Here is a 23522-nt window from a genome sequence, read left to right as displayed (position 1 = left end):
ACGACCTTGTCGGCCCTCTGGTTGAAGGTCGCCGAATGCCAGAACGCGAAGTTCACGTTGTCCTGGACGCGGTCGATGACCTTCGGGCGTTCCGGGTCCTTGATGGAGAACAGGATGCCGTCACCCATGCAGGCGCCCGCCGCTAGGTCCTTGGAGGGCAACACGGTGATGTCGTGGCATCCAGTGGTCTTGGAGACGCCCGGGTTGGTCGGTCCGCCGGGGTTGCCACCACCGTCGGGTCCCTCGCCCGGGAAGAGCACCGGGAAGCCTACGACCGCCGCCTTCTCGGGCGCGTGGAGCGGCACCTTGATGACCGATATGCCGTCGTGCGGCGGCTGGCAGTCGGGGTAGGCGGCGTTCGGCGAGTACGAGGAGACGTAGACGTAGACGTTGCGGCCCTCGGGGAGCAGCGTGTGGGTGTGCGAGCCGCAGGCCGTTTCGACGGCGGCGACGTAACGGGGGTTGCGCTTGTCGCTGATGTCGAAGACCTTCATGCCCTCCCAGGAGGACTTCTCGGTCACCGGCTGGGAGGTGCTGTTGCAACTGCTGTCGCTGCGCGAGGAGTCGGTGGACAGGAACAGCAGGTCGCCGGAGACGGAGATGTCGTTCTGCGAGCCGGGGCACAGCACCTGGGCGACGGTCTTGGGCGCCCTGGGGTTGCTGATGTCGAAGATGCGGAATCCGTCGTAGTTGCCGGCGAAGGCGTATCGGCCCTGGAAGGCCAGGTCCGAGTTGGTGTTGGGCAGCACGTCCTTCGGGATGTTGGTGAGGTGCTCGATGTTGGCGGAGTGGACGATCTCGTCCACTCCGGGGATCTCCCCGGATTCCAGCGCCTCGCGCACCTCGGCCCGGGTGCTGCTGGAGACCTCCTTGCCGGCCGGCGGACCGTCCCCGGGGTCGGGGATCGCGCTCGCCGGCTGAGCCGTCAGCAATGCGGCCAGCAGTCCGGCCGCGGCGGTGGCTACACCGAGACGTCTGAGCCGCGTTCGGGGATCGTTCGACAGGATCACTGCGTCCTCCCTGGTTCCGTTCGCGAGGGAACGGGTTGTGGACCTCCGCAGTATCGTCGTCGCCATGCACAGATCAATAGAGGGAAACCGAGATGTGACACAGGTTTTCGCCCGGGCGGTCCGCCTCGCGGTGCCGCTGACCACCCTGGCCGTTCTCGCGCTGACGGCCTGCGACTCCGGTGCGGACGCCGAACCGGACGGGGCGGGCGGGCCGTCGGTGATCGTGCCCGGGATGCCCGGCGAGGCGAACCGGACCCTGTCGGCCGAGGAGGCGGCGGAGCAGCGCGCCGACGACGACTCCCCCAACTCAGCCGACGCCGACTACGCGCGGATGATGATCGAGCATCACTCACAGGCGCTGGAGATGACCGGACTCGTGCCGGACCGCGCCCAGTCCTCGCAGGTGAAGAAGGTGGCCGAGCGTATCGATGCCGCGCAGCGGCCGGAGATCGAGGTCATGCGCAGCTGGCTCGATGAGCACGGGAAGAGCGAGCACAACGGCGGTCACGACCATGCCGCGATGCCGGGCATGGCGACCGAGGCGCAGTTGGGCAAGCTGAGGGCGGCACGAGGCAAGGCGTTCGACCAGCTCTTCCTCACACTGATGATCGCTCATCACGAGGGGGCGGTCACGATGGCCGCGGAGGTGAAGGCGCAGGGCAACAACGTCCGGATCGAGGAACTGGCCGATGATGTGATCGCCCAGCAGACCAGCGAGATCACTCGGATGCGCACGATGTCGTGAGGGGCAGGCGGTCGGGTCGGCGGGCCGGGGCGGGCCGGTCACACTCCATTCGGACGGACACGCGGCCTGCCCCGCCCGGCACCCTGTCAGTGGGGCCGGGCCGGTGCGATGCTGGAGCCATCAGCGATCTCCTGTGCTGCACCGGACGATCCTCCGGTGACCCACCGGACGAAGGAGTTCCGCCGTGCTGCGTGTCGCCGTCGTCGGCTCGGGACCGAGCGGGGTCTACTGCGCCCAGACCCTGGTCCAGCAGGACTCCACCGTGCTCGTCGACGTGCTGGACCGGCTGCCGTGTCCGTACGGCCTGGTGCGGTACGGCGTGGCGCCCGACCACGAGAAGATCAAGTCGTTGCAGAACACCCTGCGGACGGTCCTGGAGCACGAGCGGGTGCGCTTCCTCGGCGGTGTGCAGATCGGCGCGGGCGGGGTGCCGGCCGCCCGGCTGCGGAAGATGTACCACGCGGTGGTGTACTGCGTGGGCGCCGCCACCGACCGCCACCTCGGCATCCCGGGCGAGGACCTGCCGGGCAGTTTCTCGGCGACCGAGTTCGTGTCCTGGTACAGCGCCCATCCGGACGCCCTGGCCGACGGCTTCGTGCTCGGCGCGCGGTCGGCCGTGGTCATCGGCGTGGGGAACGTCGCCGTGGACGTCACCCGGATCCTGGCGCGCGGGGCGGCCGAGCTGAGCCCCACCGACATGCCGCACGCGGCGCTGACCGCGCTGACGGCGAGCCGGGTGGGCGTCGTCCACATGGTGGGGCGCCGCGGCCCCTCGCAGGCCCGGTTCACGACCAAGGAGCTGCGCGAGCTGGGTTCCCTGCCGGATGCCGAAGTGTCCTTGGACTCAGACGAGTTGGCGCTGGATCCGGCGTACGCCGATCCGTCCGCGCTGCCTGCGGCGCAGCGCCGCAACGTGGAGGTGCTGCGCGGCTGGGCCGCCGAGCCGGCGAAGGGCCTGCCGCGCCGGATCCGGCTGCGGTTCTTCCTGCGCCCGGTGGAGGTGCTTGGCGACGGCGGGCGGGTCGACGCGGTGCGGTTCGAGCGGACGCTGCCGGACGGGCGGGGCGGGGTGCGGGGGACGGGCCGGTACGAGGATGTCGAGGCCCAGTTGGTGCTGCGGTCGGTGGGGTATCGCGGGGTGCCGCTGGAGGGGCTGCCGTTCGACCCCGCGACCGGCACCGTGCCGCATCTGGCCGGGCGGGTGGTGCGGGGCGGCGTCGTCGCGCCGGGTGAGTACGTGGCGGGCTGGATCAAGCGCGGTCCGACGGGTGTCATCGGCACCAACCGCCCGTGCGCCAAGGAGACGGTGCTGTCGCTGGTCGAGGACGCCGCCGTACTCGTACGCATGGACGTCCCGGACGACCCGCTCACGGCACTGCGGGACCTGGGGGTCGAGCCGGTCGAGTGGTCGGGGTGGCGGGCCATCGAGCGGGCCGAGGCGGAGCTCGGGGCCTCACTGGGGCGCCGTACGGTCAAACTGCCGGACTGGGAAGCCCTGCGGGCGGCGGCACGCGGCGCGTCGTGACAGGCCGCGCCCCGCCTGGCGGCGGAGCCTTGCCACCGCGGCCGGCCGTGACACATGGTGGCAACGCCTCGGACATCGACAAACCGTGCAAGGCGCATACGGACTCTGGCTGTTCGGATGTTCCCGCCTGCCCGCCGCTCTGGAGTTCCCATGGCATCGACCGCCCCCGTCCATCCCGTCGACGAGGTCCCGCCCGTGCGGCATCTGGCCGCCTTCGGGTTGCAGCATGTGCTCGCGATGTACGCGGGCGCGGTGGCCGTGCCGCTGATCGTGGGTGGCGCCCTGAAGCTGTCGCCCGCGGATCTGGCGTATCTGATCACCGCGGATCTGCTGGTGTGCGGGATCGCCACACTGATCCAGTGCGTCGGCTTGTGGCGGTTCGGCGTGCGGCTGCCGATCATGCAGGGCTGTACGTTCGCCGCGGTGTCGCCGATGGTGCTGATCGGGACGACGGGCGGCGGGCTGCCCGCGATCTACGGCTCGGTGATCGTCGCGGGGCTGGCGATCATGCTGCTGGCGCCCGTGTTCGGGAAGCTGCTGCGCTTCTTCCCGCCGCTGGTCACCGGCACGGTGATCCTGATCATCGGTGTCTCGCTGCTGCCGGTGGCGGGCAACTGGGCGGCCGGTGGGGCGGGTTCCGAGGACTTCGGGGCACCGAAGAACCTGGCGCTGGCCGCCTTCGTGCTGGCGACGGTGCTGGGCGTGCAGCGGTTCGCGCCGGTGTTCCTGAGCCGGATCGCGGTGCTGATCGGTATCGCGGTGGGGCTGGCGGTGGCGGTACCGCTCGGGTTCACGGACTTCGGTGGCGTCAAGGACGCCGACTGGCTGGGGGTCAGCACGCCGTTCCACTTCGGCGCGCCGGTGTTCGAGCTGTCGGCGATCGTGTCGATGCTGGTGGTCGCCCTGGTCACCATGACCGAGACGACCGGTGACTTCATCGCGGTCGGCGAGATGACCGGGCGGAGGATCGAGCCGCGCCCGCTGGCGGACGGGCTGCGCGCCGACGGGCTGTCGACCGTCCTCGGCGGTGTCTTCAACACCTTCCCGTACACGGCCTACGCGCAGAACGTGGGGCTGGTCGGCATGACGCGGGTGCGCAGCCGCTGGGTGGTCGCGGCAGCGGGCGGCATGCTGGTGCTGCTCGGACTGCTGCCCAAGCTGGGCGCGGTGGTGGCGGCGATTCCGGCGCCGGTGCTCGGTGGCGCGGGGCTGGTGATGTTCGGGACGGTCGCGGCGAGCGGTGTGCGGACGCTGGCCGCGGTCGACTTCGGGGGCAACCACAACCTCACCGTGGTGGCCGTGTCGGTCGCGGCGGGCGTGCTGCCGGTCGGGGTGCCGACCGTCTACGACCGGTTCCCGGACTGGTTCCAGACCATCATGCACAGCGGCATCAGCGCGGGCTGCCTCACCGCGGTCGCGCTCAACCTGCTCTTCAACCACCTCCCCGCCAAGGGCGGTTCAGCCGGCGTCGGCGAGCCGGGCGGCCTGCCGGTCGGCGGCGGCGAGCAGGCTGTCCAGAAGTCCCGGGAAGAGGGCGTCTAGGTCGTCCTCGCGCAGGCCGTTCATCTTGGCCGTGCCCCGGTAGACCTGCCGGATCACACCGCTCTCGCGCAGCACCCGGAAGTGGTGGGTGGTCGTGGACTTGGTGACCGGCAGGTCGAAGTGTGAACAGGAGAGCTCGTCACCGGCGCCCAGCTCTCGCACGATGCTCAGGCGCATCGGGTCGGAGAGCGCGTGCAGCACGCCTTCCAGCCGGATGTCCTCACGTGCCGGATGCGGCAGGACACGGCTGCTGGTGATGGGGGCGGCGGGCGTCACGACGGCTCCACTTCGTCCGGGAACCTCCATTGTACGAGAACCATCATAGTTTGACATCCGCCGTACTACGAAGGTTATCGTACGAGTCGACCACCGGTCCCGTGAAGAATGGAGTCCGCCGTGAGTGCGCTCTTCGAGCCCTACACCCTGCGCGATGTGACGATCCCCAACCGGGTGTGGATGCCACCCATGTGCCAGTACTCGGCGGTGCCGCAGGGGCCCGAGGCCGGTGTGCCCCACGACTGGCACTTCGCGCACTACGCCGGCCGCGCGGTCGGCGGTACGGGGCTGATCATCGTGGAGGCGACCGGGGTGAGTCCGGAGGGGCGGATCTCGCCGTGGGACCTCGGCCTCTGGAACGACACGCAGGTCGAGGCGTTCCGGCGGATCACGCGGTTCCTCGTCTCGCAGGGGACCGTACCGGCCGTCCAGCTCGGCCACGCCGGGCGCAAGGCCTCGACCGACCAGCCGTGGAAGGGCGGGGCGCCCGTCGGGCCAGGAACATACGGGTGGCAGCCGGTGGCGCCGAGCGCGGTGGCCTTCGACGAGCGGCATCCGGTGCCCACCGAGCTGACGGTCGCTCAGATCCGTGAGGTCGTGGGCCAGTTCGCGGACGCGGCGCGGCGGGCGCTGGCGGCCGGGTTCGAGATCGTGGAGATCCATGGCGCCCACGGCTACCTGATCAACGAGTTCCTCTCCCCGCACTCCAACCACCGCACCGACGCGTACGGCGGCTCGTTCGAGAACCGGACCCGGTTCGCCCTCGAAGTCGTCGACGCCGTGCGTGAGGTGTGGCCGGACGGCAAGCCGCTGTTCTTCCGTGTCTCGGCGACGGACTGGCTGGAGGAGGGCGGCTGGACCGGGGACGACACGGTCCGCCTCGCCCGCGATCTCCGGGCCCACGGCGTGGACCTCCTGGACGTCTCCACCGGCGGCAACGCCTCCGGCGTCCCCATCCCGACCGGCCCCGGCTACCAGGTCCCCTTCGCGGCCCGGGTCAGGGCCGAGGCCCGCCTCCCCGTCGCCGCGGTCGGGCTCATCACGGAGCCCGAACAGGCGGCGAAGATCATCGCCAATGGCGAGGCGGACGCCGTCCTGCTGGGCCGCGAGCTGCTCCGCAACCCGTCGTGGGCGAGGCACGCCGCGCGGGAACTGGGGGGCGAGGTGCGGGTGCCTGAGCAGTATCACCGGTCGGTGTGTGTGAGCGGGCGTCCGTAGGGGCGCGTCCGTAGCGGGCGACTGTGGAGAAGGTCCGTGGCGGGCGTCTGCAGAAAACGCCGTGGAACGGCGTGGCGGGCGTCTGCGGAGAACGGCGTGGCGGGCGTCTTTCACCGGCCGGGATCCCGTCCCGCGCCGGGCACCCTCACCCGCCGGGCGCCCTCACCCGCCGGACACCCTCACGCGCCGAGGCGGCCGGCTCACGTGCCGAGGCGGGCCAGCGCCTCCTTGACGCCTTCGGGGGCGCCCTCGCCCAGGCGTACGACCGCCCGCTCGATGTGCGGCAGTGCTCGCTGACCCGCGACCGCCAGGGCGATGGCCGCCAGGACGCCTGCCCAGGCGATCGGGCCCAGAGGGGTGCAGCCGAGGGCCTGGCTCACGCCGGGGGTCTGGACCACGGCGACCAGGGCCACGGCGGAGCCGATGACGGTCAGGCGGACCAGAGGGCTGTCGCGGCGGTCGGCGAGGGTCTGGGCCAGCTGCGTTCCGACGACGGCGCACAGGGCCATCGTCGTGGTGCGGCGGATCGAGCCGGGAGTGAAGCGGCCGATCAGCCAGGCCACCACCGCGCCGAGGCACGTGGTCAACGCCCGGTGCCGGATCTGCCGCATGAGCGGTGTACCGAGCAGCGACGTACCCATCGGGCCGCTGCCCGCGCTCGCCTCCTCGCGCACGTCCTTCTGCGGTGTGACCGCCACCGCCATCGCCGGGAACAGGTCGGTGAACAGGTTCACCAGCAGCATCTGACGGGTCGACAACGGCGCGGCCCCACCGAGCAGGCTGCCGACGATCCCGAAGCCGACCTCACCCGCGTTGCCGCCGATCAGGATGGCGACGGCGTCGGCGACGCTGTGCCACAGGGCGCGGCCCTCGGAGACCGCCTCGACGAGGACCGTCATGTCGCCGTTGGTGAGCACCAGGTCGGCGGCGTTGCGGGCGGCCGCCGAACCGCGGGCGCTGATGCCCACGCCGATGTCGGCGGCGCGGATCGCGGCGGCGTCGTTGGCGCCGTCACCGACCATGCCGACCACCCGGCCGGAGTCCATCAGCGCCTCGACGACCTGGAGCTTCTGCTCGGGCGCGACCCGGGCGACCACGCCCACGTCGTGCAGCATCCGGGCACGCTCGGAGCGGTCCGCGGCGGCCAGTTCGTCGCCGGTGACCACGTCGGTGTCCTCGGGCCAGCCCAGCTGGACGGCGATCGCACGGGCGGTCTGCGGGTGGTCGCCGGTCAGCATGACCGGTCGTACGCCCGCCTCGCGCAACCCGCGCACCAGCGCCGTGGACGACTCGCGCGGCACATCGGCCAGCGCGAGCAGCCCCGTGAACTCCAGGCCCTTCAGGGGCGCTTCGCCGATCTCCGAGTCCTTCTCGCCGTCGGCCAGGGGCCGTTGCGCCACCGCCAGCACGCGCAGTCCGTCCCGGGCCAGGTCGTGGGCCTGGTCGTACGCCTCGTCGGGAACGTCACGGCAGGCCGGCAGCACGACCTCGGGCGCGCCCTTGACCACGAACACCCGCCTGCCGTCACCCGCGTGACCCACGGCACCGGCGTACCCACGGCCCGCCTCGAACGGCCGGCCCTCCGTCTGCACCCACTCGGGGTCGGGCCCGGCCGCGTCCAGCACGGCCTCGTCTGTGGCGTGCACCGGCTTGTCGGGGCCCTCCTCCGGCTGCGGACAGGCACGTACCGCGACCCGCATGGTCTCGGTGTCCGCGGCCTCCTCGGGCGTACGGGCCTCGCTGTCGGCGTCGGTCACCCGCACCAGGCGCAGCTTGTTCTCGGTGAGCGTGCCGGTCTTGTCGAAGCAGACCGTGTCCATCCGGCCGAGGGCCTCCAGTGTGCGCGGCGCCCGCACGAGGACACCCCGGTGGCTGAGGCGGCGGGCGGCCGCCAACTGCGCCACCGTGGCCACCAGCGGCAGTCCCTCGGGAACGGCGGCCACCGCGACCGCCACTCCACCGCTGACGGCCTCCCGGATCGGGGCGCCGCGCAGCAGCGACAGGCCGGTCACCGCGGCGCCGCCCGCCATGGTCAACGGCAATGCCTTGCCGGTGAGTTCCTGCAGACGGGCCTGCACACCCGCGGCCGGGGGCTTACGGGCGGCGAGGTGGACCGCCCGCGCCGCCTCGGTGCGCTCGCCCGTCTCCACCACCACGGCCCGCGCCTGTCCCGCGACCACGGTCGTGCCCTCGAACACCATGCAGCGGCGGTCGGCGACGGCGGCGCTCGGCGTGGGCTCCGTCTGTTTGTCGACGGGCAGGGACTCGCCGGTCAGCGCCGACTCGTCGACCTCCAGACCGTCCTCCCACAGCAGGCGCGCGTCGGCCGGTACGACGTCGTCGGCCTTGAGCTCGATCACGTCGCCCGGGTGGAGCCGGGTGGCGTCCACGGTGTGCGAGCCACCCGCGTCGCCGTTGCTGACCCGGGCCTTCTGCTTCTGTTCGGCGACCAGCCCGGACAGCGCCCGTTCGGCGCGCAGCCGCTGGACACCGCCGACGAGCGCGTTCAGGTCGAGGGCGCCGACGACGAGCAGGGCGTCCACCATGGAGCCGAGGATCGCGGAGGCGGCCGAGCCGACGGCCAGCACGGGCGTCAGCGGATCGTCCAGTTCTCCGCGCACGGCCCGGCCCAGCTCGAGCGTCCAGCGGACCGGCGCCATACCGGGGGCGCGTACGGCGGTGCGCGCCACCTTGCGGGCCCCGCCGGTGGCCGAGGCGGTGACCATCCCCTCTTCTTCCTTCGCCCGGCGCTCCAGTCCTCCCAGGCGTTCGCGGACGTCGCTCACTTTCAGGGCGTGCCAGGGCACTCGCGGCCGGGGGTGCGGCGCGCGGGCCGACGCCACGCCGATCGCCGCCCGCGCGCCGCTCAGCAGGGCGAGCGCGGCGCCGATGTCGACGGGCGCGTGCCGCAGTCCGACCAGCGGGATGCCGGTGCCACTGCCCGACTCGCCGACGGCGACCAGCAGCCCGGACAGGGCGGCGCCGGACCGGGCCAGAACCTGTGCGCGGCGGCCGACCCCGCGGGCCGCGGGCACCGCGCTGAGCAGCCGCCACACGTCACCCAGGCCGCCCGGCGCGACCAGGTCCGCGCCCCAGGCGACGGCTGCGTCCGCGTCGGCGAGCGCGACGGCCACGTCCCCGGCGAGCAGCCCGGCGAGCGCGTCGGTGTCGTCGGCGGAGGACGGACGGGCCACGGTGATGACGCCCCCGCGCCCCCGTAGCCGGTCCACGACCTCGCCGGTCGCACGGTCGGCGGCGACGATGTGGTCCGCGAGCGCCGCGAACTCGCCGAGCGCGGGATCCGCGACCACCACGACGCGCAGGCCGGCGCGGCGCGCCGCGTCGAGGACGGCCTCGGCCATCGGGTCGGCGCTGCCGTCCGCGCTGTGCAGGGCGCTCGGATGCAGGAACACCGTGCCGGCCGTCTCCAGTTGCCGCAGCCGGTCCATGTTGCGCACCAGCACGCCGGTGCGGGCCAGGGCGCAGCCAAGGACCGCGTGGAAGGCGGCGGGCCCGTAGCGGGCGGCCTTCGGGGAGCCCGCGAGGATGGCCTCGGCCGCTTCCGTACCGCTGTGCTTGACGAGCAGCGTCACTGCGGCGCCCACCACGCTGCCGGTCTCGGCGTGGATGGCGTACTCCTGCGCGGGCGCGGGCCGCAGCGGTGGGCGCGGGAAGCGGTGCGCGGCCACGTCGTCGCGTCCGGGTCCGACCACCTGGTCGTGCACCGAGTCGAACGCGGCGCCGCGCGCCAGCGCCTCCGCGAGCTGGAGGCAGCGCAGGGCGCCGTCCAGGACCAGGGAGGCCGGGGTCTGCCCGGCGCCATGGGCGGCCGCGTTGGCGACCGCCAGGATCAGGTCGGTGTGGGAGGCGCCGAACCGGGACCGCATGAAGCCGCGGAAGCGGGGGTTCTCACGCAGCAGTGTGACGGCGGCGGTCACGAAGCGGGGGGAGGGCGGCAGCCGCAGCATGGATCCGGTGACCGCGACGACGATGCCCGCGGCGTCGGCCACGATCGCCGCCGACACGGTCCGCACCTCGCCCGGGTCGCCGGGGTGCGCGAACTCCTCGACCGGGACGTCCGCGGGCACCAGTCCGTACCGGTCGGCGAGTTCATTGGCGTGGTCCAGCACCCCGTCGGTCAGGGTGGCCTCGCACGCGACGACCACCAGCCGGGCCAGCCCGCCGTCCCAGTAGGCGTAGGCCACGTCCGGGTGCTCGGCGAGCTCCTCGGCCATCCGCCGGGCCGCACGCGCGGTGGCCACGGCCGGGCCCGCCCGGCCTGCCTTGCCTTCTCCGCCTCCGCCTGCCTGATCCGCCTGGTCCGACCGGTCCGGCTGATCCGCTCGGTCGGCGCTGTCCGCTCCGTCCGCGCGGTCGACTCGGTCCGCCCCGTCCACCCGGTCCGTCTGTTCGGCCCAGTCCGCCGGGGCCACGCCGTCCCTGCGCTCCGCCCGCTCGGACTCGGGGACAGCCCGCAGCGCCAGATGCACCCGGTCGCCGGCCCGCCAGTGGCGTCCCGCTCCGGGCAGCGCCGCGCGCGCCACCCGCGACACCCGCACCATGGCCTCCGCGCCGCGCACCCCGGCGCGCGCGGTCCCGGCCACGGCACCGGCGGCGGCACCGACTGCGGGCGCGGTGCCGCGCACCAGCAGGCGCGGCCCGGCCATGACGATGTCGGAGACGGCCGCCGATGAGTCCCTCAGCAACCAAAGCCCCATGTCACGCCCTCTGCTCGTGTGTGGGGCGGGCCGGGTGGCAGGGCTCCGGCCCGCCGTTCCCTACCCGCCGCTGGTGGTCGCCTTGCGCCGGCCGCCGGTGGACGAACTCCGCCCGCCGGACGCCCCCGCCTTGCCGCGGCTGGACGTCGTACCTTTGCTGGTCGACGTCGAGCGCCGGCCGGCGGTCGCCGTCTTCCCGCTCCCACGGCTGGACGTCGTCCGCTTGGCCGTGGACGACTTGGAGGCCGCCGTCTTGGCGGCGCCCGTAGTGGTGGCCGCCCCGTTGCCGTCGTGGCCGGGCTTCGGCTGGGTCAGCCACGCCACGCCGGCGACCGTGAGGGCGATGGGCCACTCCACCACGCCCGCCACGCCGAGCAGCCCTGCCCCGGTGTACACCGCGACACGACGACCACGCGGCGACACGGTGCCCACCGCGTCCAGCGCACCACCGGCCGCCTTGGTCACCACCCCTGCCCCGGGCACCTTGCGCAGCGCCGTCACAGGTGCGCGCAGCGGTGCCGGGAGCTCGGACGAAGTCTTTTGTGGTGCCATGACACTCACGCTCCCTGGCAGATCCATGTCTCACCCCGCCGGGTTCCCTTGATGCGAGGTGTCATCCGTACGAATGACGGAAAGTCGGACAAACGGGGGTATGGAGCCTGGGGGTCTTGCGCGAGGTGCCGTACGAGGTGCGGCGGCCGCCGGGTGAGGCGTTGCGGCGGGCGCATCGCGCGGCCGCCGCCTCACGCCCGCCGCAGGGCTTCCGTCAGCTCCCGCAGGTAGTCGGCATAGGCGGTGCGCAGCGCGGTTCCCGGCCAGTCGGTGGGCAGGAGCGCCGGCGGCAGCACGGGGTCGGCGAGCAGATGACGGACGACCGCAGCGAAGACCGTGAGGCCATCGGCGGGACGCTCCACGCGCGCGATGTGGTCGAGCAGCACGCGCGCCGTGTCGGCCCACGTGACGAGCGGCCACAGGGTCGCCGCCAGGTCGCGTGCGGGCGGCGCGGGCCGGGTCGTGAAGGACTGGATCACGGCTGCCAGGTCGTCCGGCAGGGGACGGCGCAGGTTGGCCGGGCGGAGCCAGACGCCCTCGCGGAGTTCGGCGAGCCGTAGGGCGCCGAGGCGGGTGCGCAGGTCGGCGCGTTCGGCGGGGCCGCGGCCGGTCGCGGTGATCACGACCATCTCCCAGTCGCCGTCCCACGCGCGCGTGTGGGGGTGCAGGGCGTCGTCCTGCCGGCGCTGACGGTCCAGCAGCCGCTCGCTCAACCGGTATCCGGTGTCCGTGCGCAGCAGGTCCCCGGCGGCCGTCATGCGGCTGAGCGCGGCCCGCAGGGTGGAGCCGCCGACACCGAAGGGCTCCACGGCACGGGCGAGGTCGCGCCCGGGAAGCTCCGGCGGATGGGCGCCGAGCAGCAGGCTCAATACGACGGACCGGGCCGACAGCGGGCGCAGGGCGGCCTCGCCGGGCAGGGCGGTCTCGTCGATGCGCATGGGCACGTACTGTACGGGGCGGATCTTCTTGTTGCAGTATTGCTGCGATCGCAGCAGAAATGCAACACTGCCCCATGGTCTCGACACATGACGGTCCTTCCGGCGGCGCCACGCACGTCGTCTCCAACCAGCCCCCTGCCCTGACCCCGTACGACGCGTCCGACGACCGGGCCCTGCTGGAGGGGCTGCGGCGGGAGGGTGCCGGGTGGGCCGAGGAGGGCATCCGGCGTCTCGGCCTGCAGGCCGGCAGCGAGGAGGCCCAGGAGTGGGGTGAGCTGGCCAACCGGTACGAACCGGTGCTGCGCACCCACGACCGGTACGGCAACCGGGTCGACGAGGTCGACTTCCACCCGAGCTGGCACCACCTGATGCGCGTCGCGGTCACCGAGGGCCTGGCGGGCGCTCCCTGGGCGGACGACCGGACCGGGGCCCATGTGGCCCGTACGGCGGGCGGGTTGGTGTGGGGACAAGCCGAGGCCGGACACGGCTGCCCGACGTCGATGACGTACGCCGCCGTCCCGGCGCTGCGCCGGCAGCCGGACCTGGCGAAGGTCTACGAGCCGCTGCTGACGAGCCGTGAGTACGATCCGGAGCTCGGCGTGCCCACGCGGAAGAGCGGTCTGCTGGCCGGCATGGGGATGACCGAGAAGCAGGGCGGCTCGGACGTCCGCACGAACACGACCGTCGCCACGCCGACCGCCGAGCCCGGCGTGTACACCCTGCGGGGGCACAAGTGGTTCACGTCGGCGCCCATGTGTGACGTGTTCCTGGTGCTGGCGCAGGCTCCCGACGGACTGTCCTGCTTCCTGGTGCCGCGCGTGCTGCCCGACGGGAGCCGCAACACCTTCCGCATCCAGCGCCTGAAGGACAAGCTCGGCAACCGCTCGAACGCCTCGTCCGAGCCGGAGTTCGACGGGACCGTCGCCTGGCTGGTCGGCCCCGAGGGGCAGGGCGTCAAGACGATCATCGAGATGGTCAACTGCACCCGGCTGGACTGCGTGATGGGCTCGGCGACGCTGATGCGCAGGACGCTGGTCGAGGCGGGGCATCACGCGCGGTACCGCAGTGCGTTCGGGGCGCGCCTGGTGGACCAGCCGCTGATGCGCAACGTGCTGGCCGACCTGGCGCTGGAGTCCGAGGCGGCCACGACGCTCACCCTACGGCTGGCGGGGGCGGCCGACCGGGCGGTGCGCGGGGACCGCGGCGAGGCCGCGTTCCGCCGGATCGCGACCGCCGTGGGCAAGTACTGGGTCACCAAGCGGGGCCCGGCGTTCACCGCGGAGGCGCTGGAGTGCCTGGGCGGCAACGGCTACGTGGAGGACTCGGGCATGCCCCGCCACTACCGCGAGGCGCCCCTGCTGTCCATCTGGGAGGGGTCCGGGAACGTCAACGCGCTCGACGTGCTGCGCGCGTTGAGCCGCGAGCCGGGCACGGCGGAGGCGCTGTTCGCCGAACTGGCCCTGGCGCGGGGGGCGGACGCCCGGCTGGACGCCGCGGTGAACCGGCTCAAGGACACGCTGGCGGAGGGCTCCCCGTCAGGTGCGCGGCGGCTGGTGGAGCTGATGGCGCTCACCCTCCAGGCATCGCTGCTGGTCCGGCACGCGCCGCCCGCGGTCGCCGACGCGTTCTGCGCGACCCGGCTCGGTGGCGACTGGGGGCACGCCTTCGGCACCCTGCCCGACGGGGCGGACCTCGGCGCGATCCTGGACAGGGCGCTGCCGCTGCCGGACCCGGCGCTCGCGCGCGCCGCCCAGCCGGTCTGACGGCGCCACAGCTGAGCCGACCTACGGCACCACACCTCAGCCGGTCCGACCGGAGCCGCAGCTCGGCCGGTCCGACCGGAGCCGCACTCGGCTCGTCCGGCTTCACCACGCTCAGTCCGCCTGGCGGCGCCACGTTCGATCCGACGCACCTTGTGGTGCCGCCACGCTCAGCCCGCCTGACGGCGCCACAGCTCAGCCGGTCTCACGGCACCACGCGCAGCGCGCCTTGCGTCGGTGCGGTTGAGTCTGGCCGGTGGCGAGGTGCTCAGCTCGCTCCGCGGTGGCGCAGTGCGTCGAATCGGGCCCAGTCGGCCTCCCACTGGTCCAGGCGTTCGCGTTCCGGCCGGTCGCGCAGGAGGCGGGCGCCCGCCAGTGGGAGGGCGGCCACGCCGATGCCCACGAGGGCGCCGGTCAGGTGGGCGCGGACGTGGGCCTCGGAGGGGGTGGTCGGTTCGGTGACCAGGCGGCCCTGCCGGTCGGTCCAGACGGTGACCGGGGTGCCGGCCGGGCTGCCGGGCCGGACCCGGGCTTGGCCGGTGCGGTCGGAACCGTCCGGCGCGGACCAGCGGACCTCGGCCCACACCCGCTCGATGCCCGGCGCGCCGGACGGTGCGGGGGGCGATCCGGGCACCTGCTCGGTCAGCCGTGCCTCGGCCGGGCGCCACTCGACGCGCTCCCGGGCCAGTTCCCCCTCGACGGTCCGGCTCACCGTCAGACCGGCGAACACCCCGACAAGCGCGGTGAGCGCCCAGGCGCCGAGCAGAATCCACGCCTCCACCCTGTCGGCGCGGCGCCGCAGCGGATTGCGCCGCCAGCGCCACAGCCACACCCGCGGATCACCGAACCCCATCGAAGGCTTCCTCCTCGTGAGCACACGAACATCCCCCGACCGCCCTCCCATACGGCGCACGGGTCGTCGAATGCTCACGGTCCGGGACGCGACGCGCCGGTCCCGAGGGCCGACGGGCCGCGCGCACGGTCCGCTTCCGTCCGGCGACACCGTGCTGACCTGGGACGCAGCCGCTTTCGGGGGTCACTGTCAGTGGTGGGGTGCAGACTGGCCGGTGTCTGGGATAAAGACGTCGCGGAGGTGATCGGCATGACCGAAGTACTGCTCGCCGTGGGCACACGCAAAGGCTTGTTCATCGGGCGCCGGCGCGGTAGCGCCTGGGAGTTCGACGAAAGCCCCTACTTCAACGCACAGGCCGTGTACTCGGTCGCCATCGACACTCGTGGTACGACTCCGCGGCTGCTGGCGGGGGGCGACAGCGCCCACTGGGGACCGTCGGTGTTCCACTCCGACGACCTGGGCCGCTCCTGGGCCGAACCGGCACAGCCCGCAGTGAAGTTCCCCAAGGACACCGGCGCCTCCCTGGAGCGCGTGTGGCAGCTGCACCCGGCGGCCGCGGAGCCGGACGTGGTCTACGCGGGGACGGAGCCGGCCGCGTTGTACCGCTCGGAGGACAGGGGGGAGACGTTCGAGCTGGTCCGTCCCCTCTGGGAGCACCCGACGCGCGCGCGGTGGGAGCCGGGCGGCGGCGGCGAGGGCCTGCACACCGTGGTCACCGACCGGCGCGATCCGAGGGCGGTGACGGTCGCGGTCTCGGCGGCCGGGGTGTTCCGCACGACCGACGGCGGCGCGAGCTGGACCCCGTCCAACTCCGGTGTCTCGGCGGTGTTCCTGCCGAATCCGAACCCCGAGTTCGGCCAGTGCGTGCACAAGATCACCCAGGACGCGGGGACGCCGGACCGCCTGTATCTGCAGAACCACTGGGGCGTGTACCGCAGCGACGACGCGGGCGCGCACTGGTCCGACATCGGTGAGGGCCTGCCGTCGACGTTCGGTTTCGCCGCCGCGGCCCATCCCCACCGCGCGGAGGCGGCGTACGTCTTCCCGATCAACGCCGACACCGACCGGGTGCCCGCGGACCGGCGCTGCCGGGTCTTCCGCACGGCGGACGCGGGCAAGTCCTGGGACCCGCTGACGGCGGGCCTGCCCCAGGAGGACCACTACGGCACGGTGCTGCGCGACGCGCTGTGCACCGACGACGCGGACCCGGCGGGCGTGTACTTCGGCAACCGTAACGGCGAGGTGTTCGCGTCGGCCGACGAGGGCGACAGCTGGCGGCAGTTGGCGTCGCATCTGCCGGACGTGCTCTGTGTGCGGGCCGCGGTGATCTGATGCGGCGTCCGGGGGGATCGCGGTCGTGCCGCGTTGGCCACTGGTTGATCGCCGCTGCCTGTACGGCAGTAGGGTGACGCCGTGGCACCACGACCCTTGCATGAAATCGTCGAAGCGGGCTGGGCGCAGGCCTTGGAACCCGTGGCCGGGCGGATCGCGGAGATGGGTGACTTCCTGCGCGCGGAGATCGCCGCGGGACGCACCTATCTCCCGGCCGGGCCGAACGTCCTGCGGGCCTTCCAGCAGCCCTTCGACGAGGTACGCGTCCTGATCGTCGGGCAGGACCCGTACCCGACCCCGGGGCACGCGGTGGGCTTGTCGTTCTCGGTCGCGCCCGAGGTGAGTCCGCTGCCCGGCAGCCTGATCAACATCTACCGGGAGCTGAACACCGACCTGGGGCTGCCCCAGCCGTCGAACGGCGACCTGACCCCGTGGAGCCGGCAGGGCGTGCTGCTGCTCAACAGGGCGCTCACCACGGCCCCGAGGCGTCCGGCCGCGCACCGGGGCAAGGGCTGGGAGGAGGTCACCGAGCAGGCCATCCGCGCGCTGGCCGCGCGCGGCAAGCCGCTGGTGTCCATCCTCTGGGGTCGCGACGCCCGCAACCTCCGCCCGCTGCTCGGCGACCTGCCCTCGGTGGAGTCCGCCCACCCCTCCCCCATGTCGGCCGACCGTGGCTTCTTCGGCTCGCGCCCGTTCAGCCGCGCCAACGACCTGCTCATGCGCCAAGGGGGTCAGCCGGTGGACTGGCGACTGCCGTGACGGCGGAGCGGAGCGGGCCCGCATCGGTGAGCACCGATGGTTTCCTCGCCGTCGACTCCGGAGGATCCGGACTCCGGGTCGTCGTCGGGGACGTCACACGGGGGCCGCTGGCCGCGCGGGAGTCCCGGGTGCCGGTGCGGACGGGGGACCGGGGGATCGACGCCGGGCACCTGATGGATCAACTGGTGCCCCTGGTACGGGCTGCGACCGCCGAGGCCGGGCTCCCGGCGCTCGGCACGGCCGCTGTCGGCGCCGCCGGTTTCAGCACGCTCGGTGACGCCCTGCGTGCCGATCTGCCCGGTGCCCTGCGCCGCGAGTGCGGGATCCGGGCGGTGGCCCTCGCCGCCGACGCGGTCACCGCGTATGCGGGCGCCCTCGGATCGCTGCCCGGTGCCGTCGTCGCCGCCGGTACGGGGATGATCGCCATCGGCACCGATCTCACACGCTGGCGGCGGGCGGACGGCTGGGGGCACCTGCTGGGCGACTGCGGCGGTGGCGCCTGGATCGGACGGGCCGGGCTGGAGGCCGCGTTGCGCGCGCACGACGGGCGGGAGGGCGGCTCGGTCCGACTGCTGGAGTGCGCGACGGAGTTGTTCGGCCCGATGCCGGACCTTCCCGGCAAGCTGTACCCACGCCCGGACCGCCCGGCCGTCCTGGCCTCCTTCGCGCCCCGGGTGGCGGACTGCGCCCGCGAGGGCGACCCGGTCGCCTTGGCCGTGCTGCGGGCGGCGGCCCGGCACATGGCCGACTCCGCGCGCGCCGTCTGCCCGGCGGAGGGCGAGCCCCACGTGGCGACCACCGGTGGCCTGTTCAAGATGGGCGCCGCACTCCTCGTACCCCTGGACGAGGAGCTGTCCGCACGACTGCCGCGGGCCCGGCGAGTTGTGGCCGAGGGCGATCCGCTGCACGGCTCGGTGCGGATCGCGACCGAGTTGGCGACCGGGGCACTCAGTCTGCCGCCTGACGAGAAGATGCTGTACGTGGTGACCACACTGGACGACTGACTCTCCGAGTTGTGCCCGTTCGTCCCGCACCCGCCGTCGCCCTCCGCACCGAAACCCGGTGATCACTTCCAATTCGTACGTAACTCATCAGACAAAACAGGACGGATACCGCTCACCTGCACCCTCCCCGAACAGGGGAGCCCAGTGAGCCAGTAACATGCGGCGCCATGAGCTCCCCCACTGGGCCCGCGTCCGGCCTGCCAGTACGAATGCCGCGACCCCGCCAGCCCGGGCGGCACCGCCGACCCGAGCCACTGGCGGCTCCCGAGGGCGCGCCCGCGCTCGTCCTCGCGGTTCCCGGCACGCCCAGCGCCGCCACGCGCGCCCTCGCCGAGGAGGTCGTGAGCATCGCCCGATCCGAGCTCCCCGGCCTGGACGCCCGGATCGGCTATGTCGACGGGGACGCCTCGGAGTTCCCCACGCTGCAGGCCGTGCTCGCGCAGGCCGCCGAAGAGCGCACCGCCCGCTACGAGCAGGCACGGGCTGCGGGAATGGACGTCACGCAGCCCGACGGCCCCGTCGCCGTCGTGGTGCCGCTGCTGGCCGGCCCGGACAGCGCGCTGCTGCGCCACATCCGCCAGGCCGTGATGGACAGCCGGGTCGCCGCCGAGCTGACCGACGTCCTCGGCCCGCACCCGCTACTCGCCGAGGCCCTGCACGTGCGCCTGTCGGAGGCCGGCCTGGCCCGCGCCGACCGCGCGCGGCTGTTCACCGTGGCGACGGCCGCGGACGGCATCATCCTGGCCTCCGTGGGCGGCGAGGAGGCAGTGCAGGCGGCCGGGATCACCGGCATGCTGCTCGCCGCGCGACTCGCCGTGCCGGTGATGGCGGCGGCCCTCGACCAGGAGGGCTCGATCTTGTCCGTCGCGGAGCAGCTGCGCTCCTCGGGCTCGCAGCAGCTGGCGCTCGCCCCGTATCTGATCGGCCCCGAGATCGACCCGGGCCTGGTCGAGGCGGCCGCGACCGAGCTGGGCTGCGCCGCCGCCGAGGGGCTCGGCCCCTACCCGGCCATCGGCAAGCTCGCCCTGGCCAAGTACACGACGGCGCTGGGCATCTCCCCGCAGCAGCCGCAGGGTGCGCCGGTGCGCTGAACCGGCGCACTTCAGCCGTACCGATGGAGGGCCCGCTCCGATGCCGGAGCGGGCCCTCGGCTTCGGCGGCGAGGGTCAGCCGAAGACCACGCAGGACGCCGCGGGCACGGCGATCGAGCCGGCCCGGCGGGGCAGCCCCGTCCCGGCGTCGACGGCGAACCACGTCACGTCGCCGGACCGCTCGTTGGCCACGTACAGGAAACCGCCCGACGTGGCGATCGCCCGCGGCCAGTGACCTCCGCACGCAACCGTCCCGGTCAGCCGCAGCTCCTCGCCCTGAACCGCGAAGACCGAGAGCACGTCCTGCCCGCGCGTCGCGGTCCACACGAAACGGCCGTCAGATGAGGCCACGATGCCCGAGGGGTAGGCGTCCCCCGCCGGGCCGCCGGGCAGTACCGGCGTCTCCGTCAGCGGCTTCAGGGAGCCGTCCGAGGCGTCCCAGCGGCAGACGGTGACGGTCGGGGTGAGCTCGTTCAGCACGTAGACATGGCTGCCGTCGGGATGGAATGCCAGATGACGGGGGCCGGAGCCGGGGCGCAGGGCGGCCTCCCGGTGCAGTGCGAGGCCGCCCTCCTTCAGCGTGCACACGCGTACGGAGTCCGTGCCCAGGTCGACGCTGACGACCCAGCGCCCGCTCGGGTCGCCCTGCACCTGGTGGGCGTGCGGGCCCTGCTGGCGGAGGGTGTGCGGGCCGGAGCCGGAGTGCCGCAGCACGCCGGACGGGGCGGCGCCGAGGGTGCCGTCGGCGCGCAGCGGCACGGCGGTGACACTGCCGGAGCCGTAGTTCGCCGTCAGGACGTGACCGGCCACGACGCTGAGGTGGGTCGGCCCGTCGCCGACGGGGACGGAGCGGCCGACCGGTTCGGGCAGGGCGCCCGTGACGCGGTACGCCGCGACCGCGCCGTCGGTCGTCTCACTGACCGCGTAGAGGGTGTCTCCGCCGGCCGAGAGGGCCAGGTAGGAGGGGTCGGGCACGCCGTTCAGGCTGCCCAGCACCGTCAGGGCACCGCTTGCCGCGTCCACGGCCGCCGTCACCACTCCGGGGCCGCCGGCCGCCGTGAACGACCCGATGAACGCCCGCCCGCCGTCTGCCACCGCTGTCCCCTCTCGGTTGTCGGGTGTCGCGGGCGACGCTAGCAGTTGAGCCGCTGCGGTCTAGACCAAGGGGCCATGCCTGGCGCAGACGAGGGGCCGGGCCAGCGGGAGAGGCCGACTCTCCAGTCGATCGTGCGGCGGACTGCCGGCCGGTCCTCAGGCCCCGACCAGCGGCGACCCGGACGGTGTGCGCAGGGGCGTGGCCAGTTCCGTCAGGGCGCGCTCGAGGCCGTGCAGATGGGCGAGGGCCCCTTCATGCGCGGGGGGCTCGGGCGCGAGGGCGGCGGCCTGTTCCGTCGTACCGTCCGTGAGGGCTTCCACCGCGGCCTCCACACGCCAGCAGGCGGCGGTCAGGCGGACGTCGTGGGAGGCTTCCGCGTCGGCGGCGACGCCCACGAGGCCGCGGATCTCGCGGACGCAGTCGTCGAGCAGGGCGATGACCTGCCGCGCGCGCCGCTTGCGGCCCAGCATGGGGTTCAGCGGGTGGACGAGCGGGGCGAGGGCGAGCCGGACCCGGCCGAGGAGCTGTTCCAGTTCGGCCACGCGTGGGGACGGGTCGGCGGCGTTGTCGCCGGCGAGGCGGGCGGCGGCCTCGGCGGTGCAGGCGTAAACACAGCGCAGGGCGCGTTGGATCCAGGCGTTGTTGACGGTGTGGGTGGTGACCGGCAGCACGAACAGCACGGCCAGCACGGCGCCCAGCGCCCCGATACCGGTCTCGGCCAGGCGCAGTGCGAGCAGGGCGGGGTGAAGCAGGTCCAGCAGGCCGTAGAGCAGTTCGGCGAGCACGGTGACGCAGAGCATCATCCAGGTGTAGGACACGGCGGCCGTGTAGAAGATGCCGAACACGCAGGCGGCCACGAGCACGGCCGACGGCACCAGGGCGCCGTCCAGCGGGACGGCGATGAGCAGGCCGAGGCCGACGCCGAGCACGGTGCCGAGGACGCGGCGGAAGCCACGGACCAGGGTCTCGCCGCGTGAGGTGGTGTTGACGAAGATCCACCAGGTGGCGCCGACGGCCCAGTACCAGCGCTCCGCGGACACCATCTGGCCCACGACGAGCGCGAAGCCCGCGCCGGCGGTCGCCTGGACCGCCTGCCGGTTGGTGATCCGGGCGAGACCGGAGCCGTCCGCCGGGGCGACCGCCGGAGCCGGGGGCGTCCGGCGCTCGTAGCACCACAGCCCGAAGCGCACCACGGACGCGCTGAGCACGGACAGCAGGACGGCGGCCGCCAGCTCGGGCAGTTGTCCGGGCGTGGCCCGCAGGAACTGCGCGATGAAGAAGGTCATGAACGCGAACACACCGAGGCTGTGTCCGCGCGGCCCCCAGCGGCGGGCATGGACGCCCAGGCCGACGACGGCGAGGAAGGTGAGGTCACGGGCGACGGGCTGGTCGTGCAGTACGGCCGCGGTGGCCAGGACCGGCAGCCCGACGGCCGGGAGCAGCGCGGTGGTGACGACCTGCCCGCGCACGGTGGCGTCCGTGACGGTGAACAGGGCGAGCAGCGCGGCCAGTCCCCCGCTGACGGCGCCGACGAGGGAGTGACCGGCGAGCCCGCAGACGACGACCGCGAGGCCGATGCCGAGCACGGCCCGCGCGGCGAAGCGCAGCCTCGCCCGCCCCGGGTCCGGCGCCACGAACACCCTCTTCAGCACTGCTTTCCGCCCCCTGCCACGCATCGGCATGAAAAAGGCGCCGCGGGGATCCGCAGCGCCATCGACCCCCACATGACAGCATCACTACCGCCACTGGCTCAAGTCGCCCATGATTCACTGGACCAATGGACCAGCCGTGGGGACCGCAGCCCAGCCGCCGTCGGACCAACGGCCCACGTCGGACGGTTCGCGCCGGTCATCCCTCATTGGGCCATTGGTACAGTCGGCGAGGACCGACAGGAGGAGGCCGGGCGCGATGGCCGTGGACGAGCTGGACACCCGCATCCTGCGCCTGCTGCTGGAGCAGCCGCGCACCAGCGTGCGCGAGTACGCCCGCGTCCTCGGCATCGCCCGCGGCACCCTCCAGGCGCGCCTGGACCGGCTGGAACGGGACGGCGTGATCACCGGTACCGGCCCGGCGCTCTCCGCCGCCGCCCTCGGCCACCCGGTGCTGGCCTTCGTCCACATCGAGGTCACGCAGGGCCACCTCGACGAGGTGGGCGACGCGCTGGCCGCCGTACCGGAGATCGTCGAGGCCTTCTCCATCACGGGCGGCGGCGATCTGCTCACCCGGGTCGTGGCGCGCGACAACGGGCACCTCGAAGACGTCATCCAGAAGCTGATCAGCATGCCCGGCGTGGTCCGCACCCGCACCGAGGTGGCGCTGCGCGAACGCGTCCCGCACCGGCTGCTGCCGCTGGTGGAGTCGATCGGGCGGACGGCGCGCAGACAGCCCTTGACATCATGACCCCATGAGCAATCTCGCCGGCCTCTCGGTCATCTTCGATCTCGACGGAACGCTCGTGGACAGCGAGCCGAACTACTACGAGGCCGGCCGGCTCACCCTTGCCGAGCACGGCGTGCCGGAGTACACCTGGGCCGACCACGAGCGGTACATCGGCATCAGCACGCTGGACACGATCGTCGACTGGCGCGGGCGCTACGGTCTGCGCGCCCCGGTCGCCGAGCTGCTCGCCGCCAAGAACCGGCGTTACCTCGAACTCGCCCGCGCCTCCACCCGCGCCTATCCGGAGATGCGGAAGTTCGTGGAGCTGCTGGCCGGCGGGGGCGTCCCGATGGCCGTGGCGTCGGGCTCCTCACCCGAGGCCATCGCGGCGGTCCTGGCCGGTACGGGCCTGGACTCCCAGCTGCGCACCGTCGTCTCGGCCGACGAGGTCGCCCACGGCAAGCCCGCTCCCGACGTCTTCCTGGAGGCCGCCCGCCGCCTGGGCGCCGACCCCTCCGGCTGCGTGGTCGTCGAGGACGCCGCCCCGGGCGCGGCCGCCGCCCACGCGGCCGGCATGCGCTGCATCGCCCTCCCCTATGTCGCCGACCAGGCGGACGGCCCGGACTTCGCGACCGCCGGCCTGCTGGTGCGGGGCGGCCAGGCGGCGTTCACGGCACACGCGGCGTACGACTGGCTCACGCGCGCGGCCCGTAGCCTCTGACCA

General features: G+C 73.5%; 19 protein-coding genes. 11 read left to right on the top strand and 8 right to left on the bottom strand.

What is annotated here, in order from left to right; translation table 11 throughout:
* Positions 1-1010 (bottom strand): hypothetical protein (locus AB0O67_RS15825; RefSeq protein WP_365450255.1); only part of this gene is annotated, 1010 nt, incomplete at its 3' end.
* A 64-nt stretch (positions 1011-1074) separates the two neighbouring features.
* On the opposite strand from AB0O67_RS15825, the gene AB0O67_RS15820 reads away from it, so the two are divergent.
* The 3 genes from AB0O67_RS15820 to AB0O67_RS15810 all read left to right on the top strand — a co-directional run bounded on the left by AB0O67_RS15820 (position 1075) and on the right by AB0O67_RS15810 (position 4822).
* Positions 1075-1755 carry a DUF305 domain-containing protein gene (locus AB0O67_RS15820; RefSeq protein ID WP_365450259.1) on the top strand — a complete coding sequence of 227 codons (681 nt, stop codon included), beginning with the start codon at positions 1075-1077 and terminating at the stop codon, positions 1753-1755.
* 184 nt (positions 1756-1939) lie between these two features.
* Entirely contained in the window at positions 1940-3280 is a 1341-nt protein-coding gene (locus AB0O67_RS15815) for an FAD-dependent oxidoreductase (protein ID WP_365450252.1), read from the top strand.
* 150 nt (positions 3281-3430) lie between these two features.
* Complete coding sequence (locus tag AB0O67_RS15810; RefSeq protein WP_365450250.1) at positions 3431-4822, top strand: nucleobase:cation symporter-2 family protein; 1392 nt, start codon at positions 3431-3433, stop codon at positions 4820-4822.
* On the opposite strand, the gene AB0O67_RS15805 is transcribed toward AB0O67_RS15810, so the two are convergent.
* Positions 4739-5098 (bottom strand): helix-turn-helix transcriptional regulator, encoded by a 360-nt coding sequence (locus tag AB0O67_RS15805; protein ID WP_365450248.1) that lies wholly within the window; start codon positions 5096-5098, stop codon positions 4739-4741. The genes AB0O67_RS15810 and AB0O67_RS15805 overlap by 84 nt on opposite strands.
* 120 nt (positions 5099-5218) lie before the next feature.
* Here AB0O67_RS15805 and AB0O67_RS15800 point away from each other — a divergent pair, with 120 nt between their 5' ends.
* Entirely contained in the window at positions 5219-6316 is a 1098-nt protein-coding gene (locus AB0O67_RS15800; RefSeq protein WP_365450246.1) for an NADH:flavin oxidoreductase/NADH oxidase, read from the top strand.
* Between the two features lie 200 nt (positions 6317-6516).
* On the opposite strand, the gene AB0O67_RS15795 is transcribed toward AB0O67_RS15800, so the two are convergent.
* The 3 genes from AB0O67_RS15795 to AB0O67_RS15785 form a co-directional block, all read right to left on the bottom strand.
* Positions 6517-11034 carry a cation-translocating P-type ATPase gene (locus AB0O67_RS15795; protein ID WP_365450244.1) on the bottom strand — a complete coding sequence of 1506 codons (4518 nt, stop codon included), beginning with the start codon at positions 11032-11034 and terminating at the stop codon, positions 6517-6519.
* A 60-nt stretch (positions 11035-11094) separates the two neighbouring features.
* Positions 11095-11586: a hypothetical protein gene (locus tag AB0O67_RS15790; RefSeq protein WP_365450242.1), complete on the bottom strand. Its 492-nt coding sequence runs from the start codon at positions 11584-11586 to the stop codon at positions 11095-11097.
* A 191-nt stretch (positions 11587-11777) separates the two neighbouring features.
* Positions 11778-12524: a PaaX family transcriptional regulator C-terminal domain-containing protein gene (locus AB0O67_RS15785; protein WP_365450240.1), complete on the bottom strand. Its 747-nt coding sequence runs from the start codon at positions 12522-12524 to the stop codon at positions 11778-11780.
* Positions 12525-12598: 74 nt separating this feature from the next.
* Between AB0O67_RS15785 and AB0O67_RS15780 the strand changes: the two genes are divergently transcribed.
* Positions 12599-14287, top strand: coding sequence for a DNA alkylation response protein (locus AB0O67_RS15780; protein ID WP_365450237.1), 1689 nt, complete (start codon positions 12599-12601; stop codon positions 14285-14287).
* 265 nt (positions 14288-14552) lie between these two features.
* Here the strand turns inward: AB0O67_RS15780 and AB0O67_RS15775 are convergent, their stop codons facing one another.
* Positions 14553-15137, bottom strand: a complete 585-nt coding sequence (locus AB0O67_RS15775; protein ID WP_365450235.1) for a hypothetical protein — start codon at positions 15135-15137, stop codon at positions 14553-14555.
* Positions 15138-15329: 192 nt separating this feature from the next.
* Here AB0O67_RS15775 and AB0O67_RS15770 point away from each other — a divergent pair, with 192 nt between their 5' ends.
* The 4 genes from AB0O67_RS15770 to AB0O67_RS15755 all read left to right on the top strand — a co-directional run bounded on the left by AB0O67_RS15770 (position 15330) and on the right by AB0O67_RS15755 (position 19323).
* Entirely contained in the window at positions 15330-16469 is a 1140-nt protein-coding gene (locus tag AB0O67_RS15770; RefSeq protein WP_365450233.1) for an exo-alpha-sialidase, read from the top strand.
* A gap of 81 nt (positions 16470-16550) precedes the next feature.
* Positions 16551-17228, top strand: a complete 678-nt coding sequence (locus AB0O67_RS15765; protein ID WP_365450231.1) for a uracil-DNA glycosylase — start codon at positions 16551-16553, stop codon at positions 17226-17228.
* 26 nt (positions 17229-17254) lie between these two features.
* Entirely contained in the window at positions 17255-18232 is a 978-nt protein-coding gene (locus AB0O67_RS15760; RefSeq protein ID WP_365450229.1) for a BadF/BadG/BcrA/BcrD ATPase family protein, read from the top strand.
* Between the two features lie 167 nt (positions 18233-18399).
* Positions 18400-19323, top strand: a complete 924-nt coding sequence (locus AB0O67_RS15755; protein ID WP_365450227.1) for a hypothetical protein — start codon at positions 18400-18402, stop codon at positions 19321-19323.
* Positions 19324-19398: 75 nt separating this feature from the next.
* Here AB0O67_RS15755 and AB0O67_RS15750 read toward each other — a convergent pair whose 3' ends face one another.
* Positions 19399-20418, bottom strand: a complete 1020-nt coding sequence (locus AB0O67_RS15750; RefSeq protein ID WP_365450225.1) for a lactonase family protein — start codon at positions 20416-20418, stop codon at positions 19399-19401.
* 156 nt (positions 20419-20574) lie between these two features.
* Entirely contained in the window at positions 20575-22071 is a 1497-nt protein-coding gene (locus AB0O67_RS15745; RefSeq protein ID WP_365450223.1) for an FUSC family protein, read from the bottom strand.
* 256 nt (positions 22072-22327) lie between these two features.
* Here AB0O67_RS15745 and AB0O67_RS15740 point away from each other — a divergent pair, with 256 nt between their 5' ends.
* Positions 22328-22819, top strand: a complete 492-nt coding sequence (locus AB0O67_RS15740) for an Lrp/AsnC family transcriptional regulator (RefSeq protein ID WP_365450221.1) — start codon at positions 22328-22330, stop codon at positions 22817-22819.
* Positions 22820-22823: 4 nt separating this feature from the next.
* Positions 22824-23519: an HAD family phosphatase gene (locus AB0O67_RS15735; protein WP_365450219.1), complete on the top strand. Its 696-nt coding sequence runs from the start codon at positions 22824-22826 to the stop codon at positions 23517-23519.
* The last annotated feature ends 3 nt before the right edge of the window (positions 23520-23522 follow it).

The sequence above is a fragment of the Streptomyces sp. NPDC086077 genome (genome assembly GCF_040686175.1).
Classification (GTDB): domain Bacteria; phylum Actinomycetota; class Actinomycetes; order Streptomycetales; family Streptomycetaceae; genus Streptomyces.
The sequence above is the reverse complement of the archived record's forward strand: the minus strand, read 5'-3'. Positions and strand labels throughout refer to the sequence as shown.

What these genes read in the sequence shown, in the direction of transcription:
- AB0O67_RS15740 (WP_365450221.1), top strand. Translation starts at nt 22,328, where the DNA reads ATGGCCGTGGACGAGCTGGACACCCGCATCCTGCGCCTGCTGCTGGAG.
- AB0O67_RS15795 (WP_365450244.1), bottom strand. Translation starts at nt 11,034, where the DNA reads ATGGGGCTTTGGTTGCTGAGGGACTCATCGGCGGCCGTCTCCGACATC.
- AB0O67_RS15775 (WP_365450235.1), bottom strand. Translation starts at nt 15,137, where the DNA reads ATGGGGTTCGGTGATCCGCGGGTGTGGCTGTGGCGCTGGCGGCGCAAT.
- AB0O67_RS15820 (WP_365450259.1), top strand. Translation starts at nt 1,075, where the DNA reads ATGCACAGATCAATAGAGGGAAACCGAGATGTGACACAGGTTTTCGCC.
- AB0O67_RS15755 (WP_365450227.1), top strand. Translation starts at nt 18,400, where the DNA reads ATGAGCTCCCCCACTGGGCCCGCGTCCGGCCTGCCAGTACGAATGCCG.
- AB0O67_RS15790 (WP_365450242.1), bottom strand. Translation starts at nt 11,586, where the DNA reads ATGGCACCACAAAAGACTTCGTCCGAGCTCCCGGCACCGCTGCGCGCA.
- AB0O67_RS15780 (WP_365450237.1), top strand. Translation starts at nt 12,599, where the DNA reads ATGGTCTCGACACATGACGGTCCTTCCGGCGGCGCCACGCACGTCGTC.
- AB0O67_RS15810 (WP_365450250.1), top strand. Translation starts at nt 3,431, where the DNA reads ATGGCATCGACCGCCCCCGTCCATCCCGTCGACGAGGTCCCGCCCGTG.
- AB0O67_RS15735 (WP_365450219.1), top strand. Translation starts at nt 22,824, where the DNA reads ATGAGCAATCTCGCCGGCCTCTCGGTCATCTTCGATCTCGACGGAACG.
- AB0O67_RS15785 (WP_365450240.1), bottom strand. Translation starts at nt 12,524, where the DNA reads ATGCGCATCGACGAGACCGCCCTGCCCGGCGAGGCCGCCCTGCGCCCG.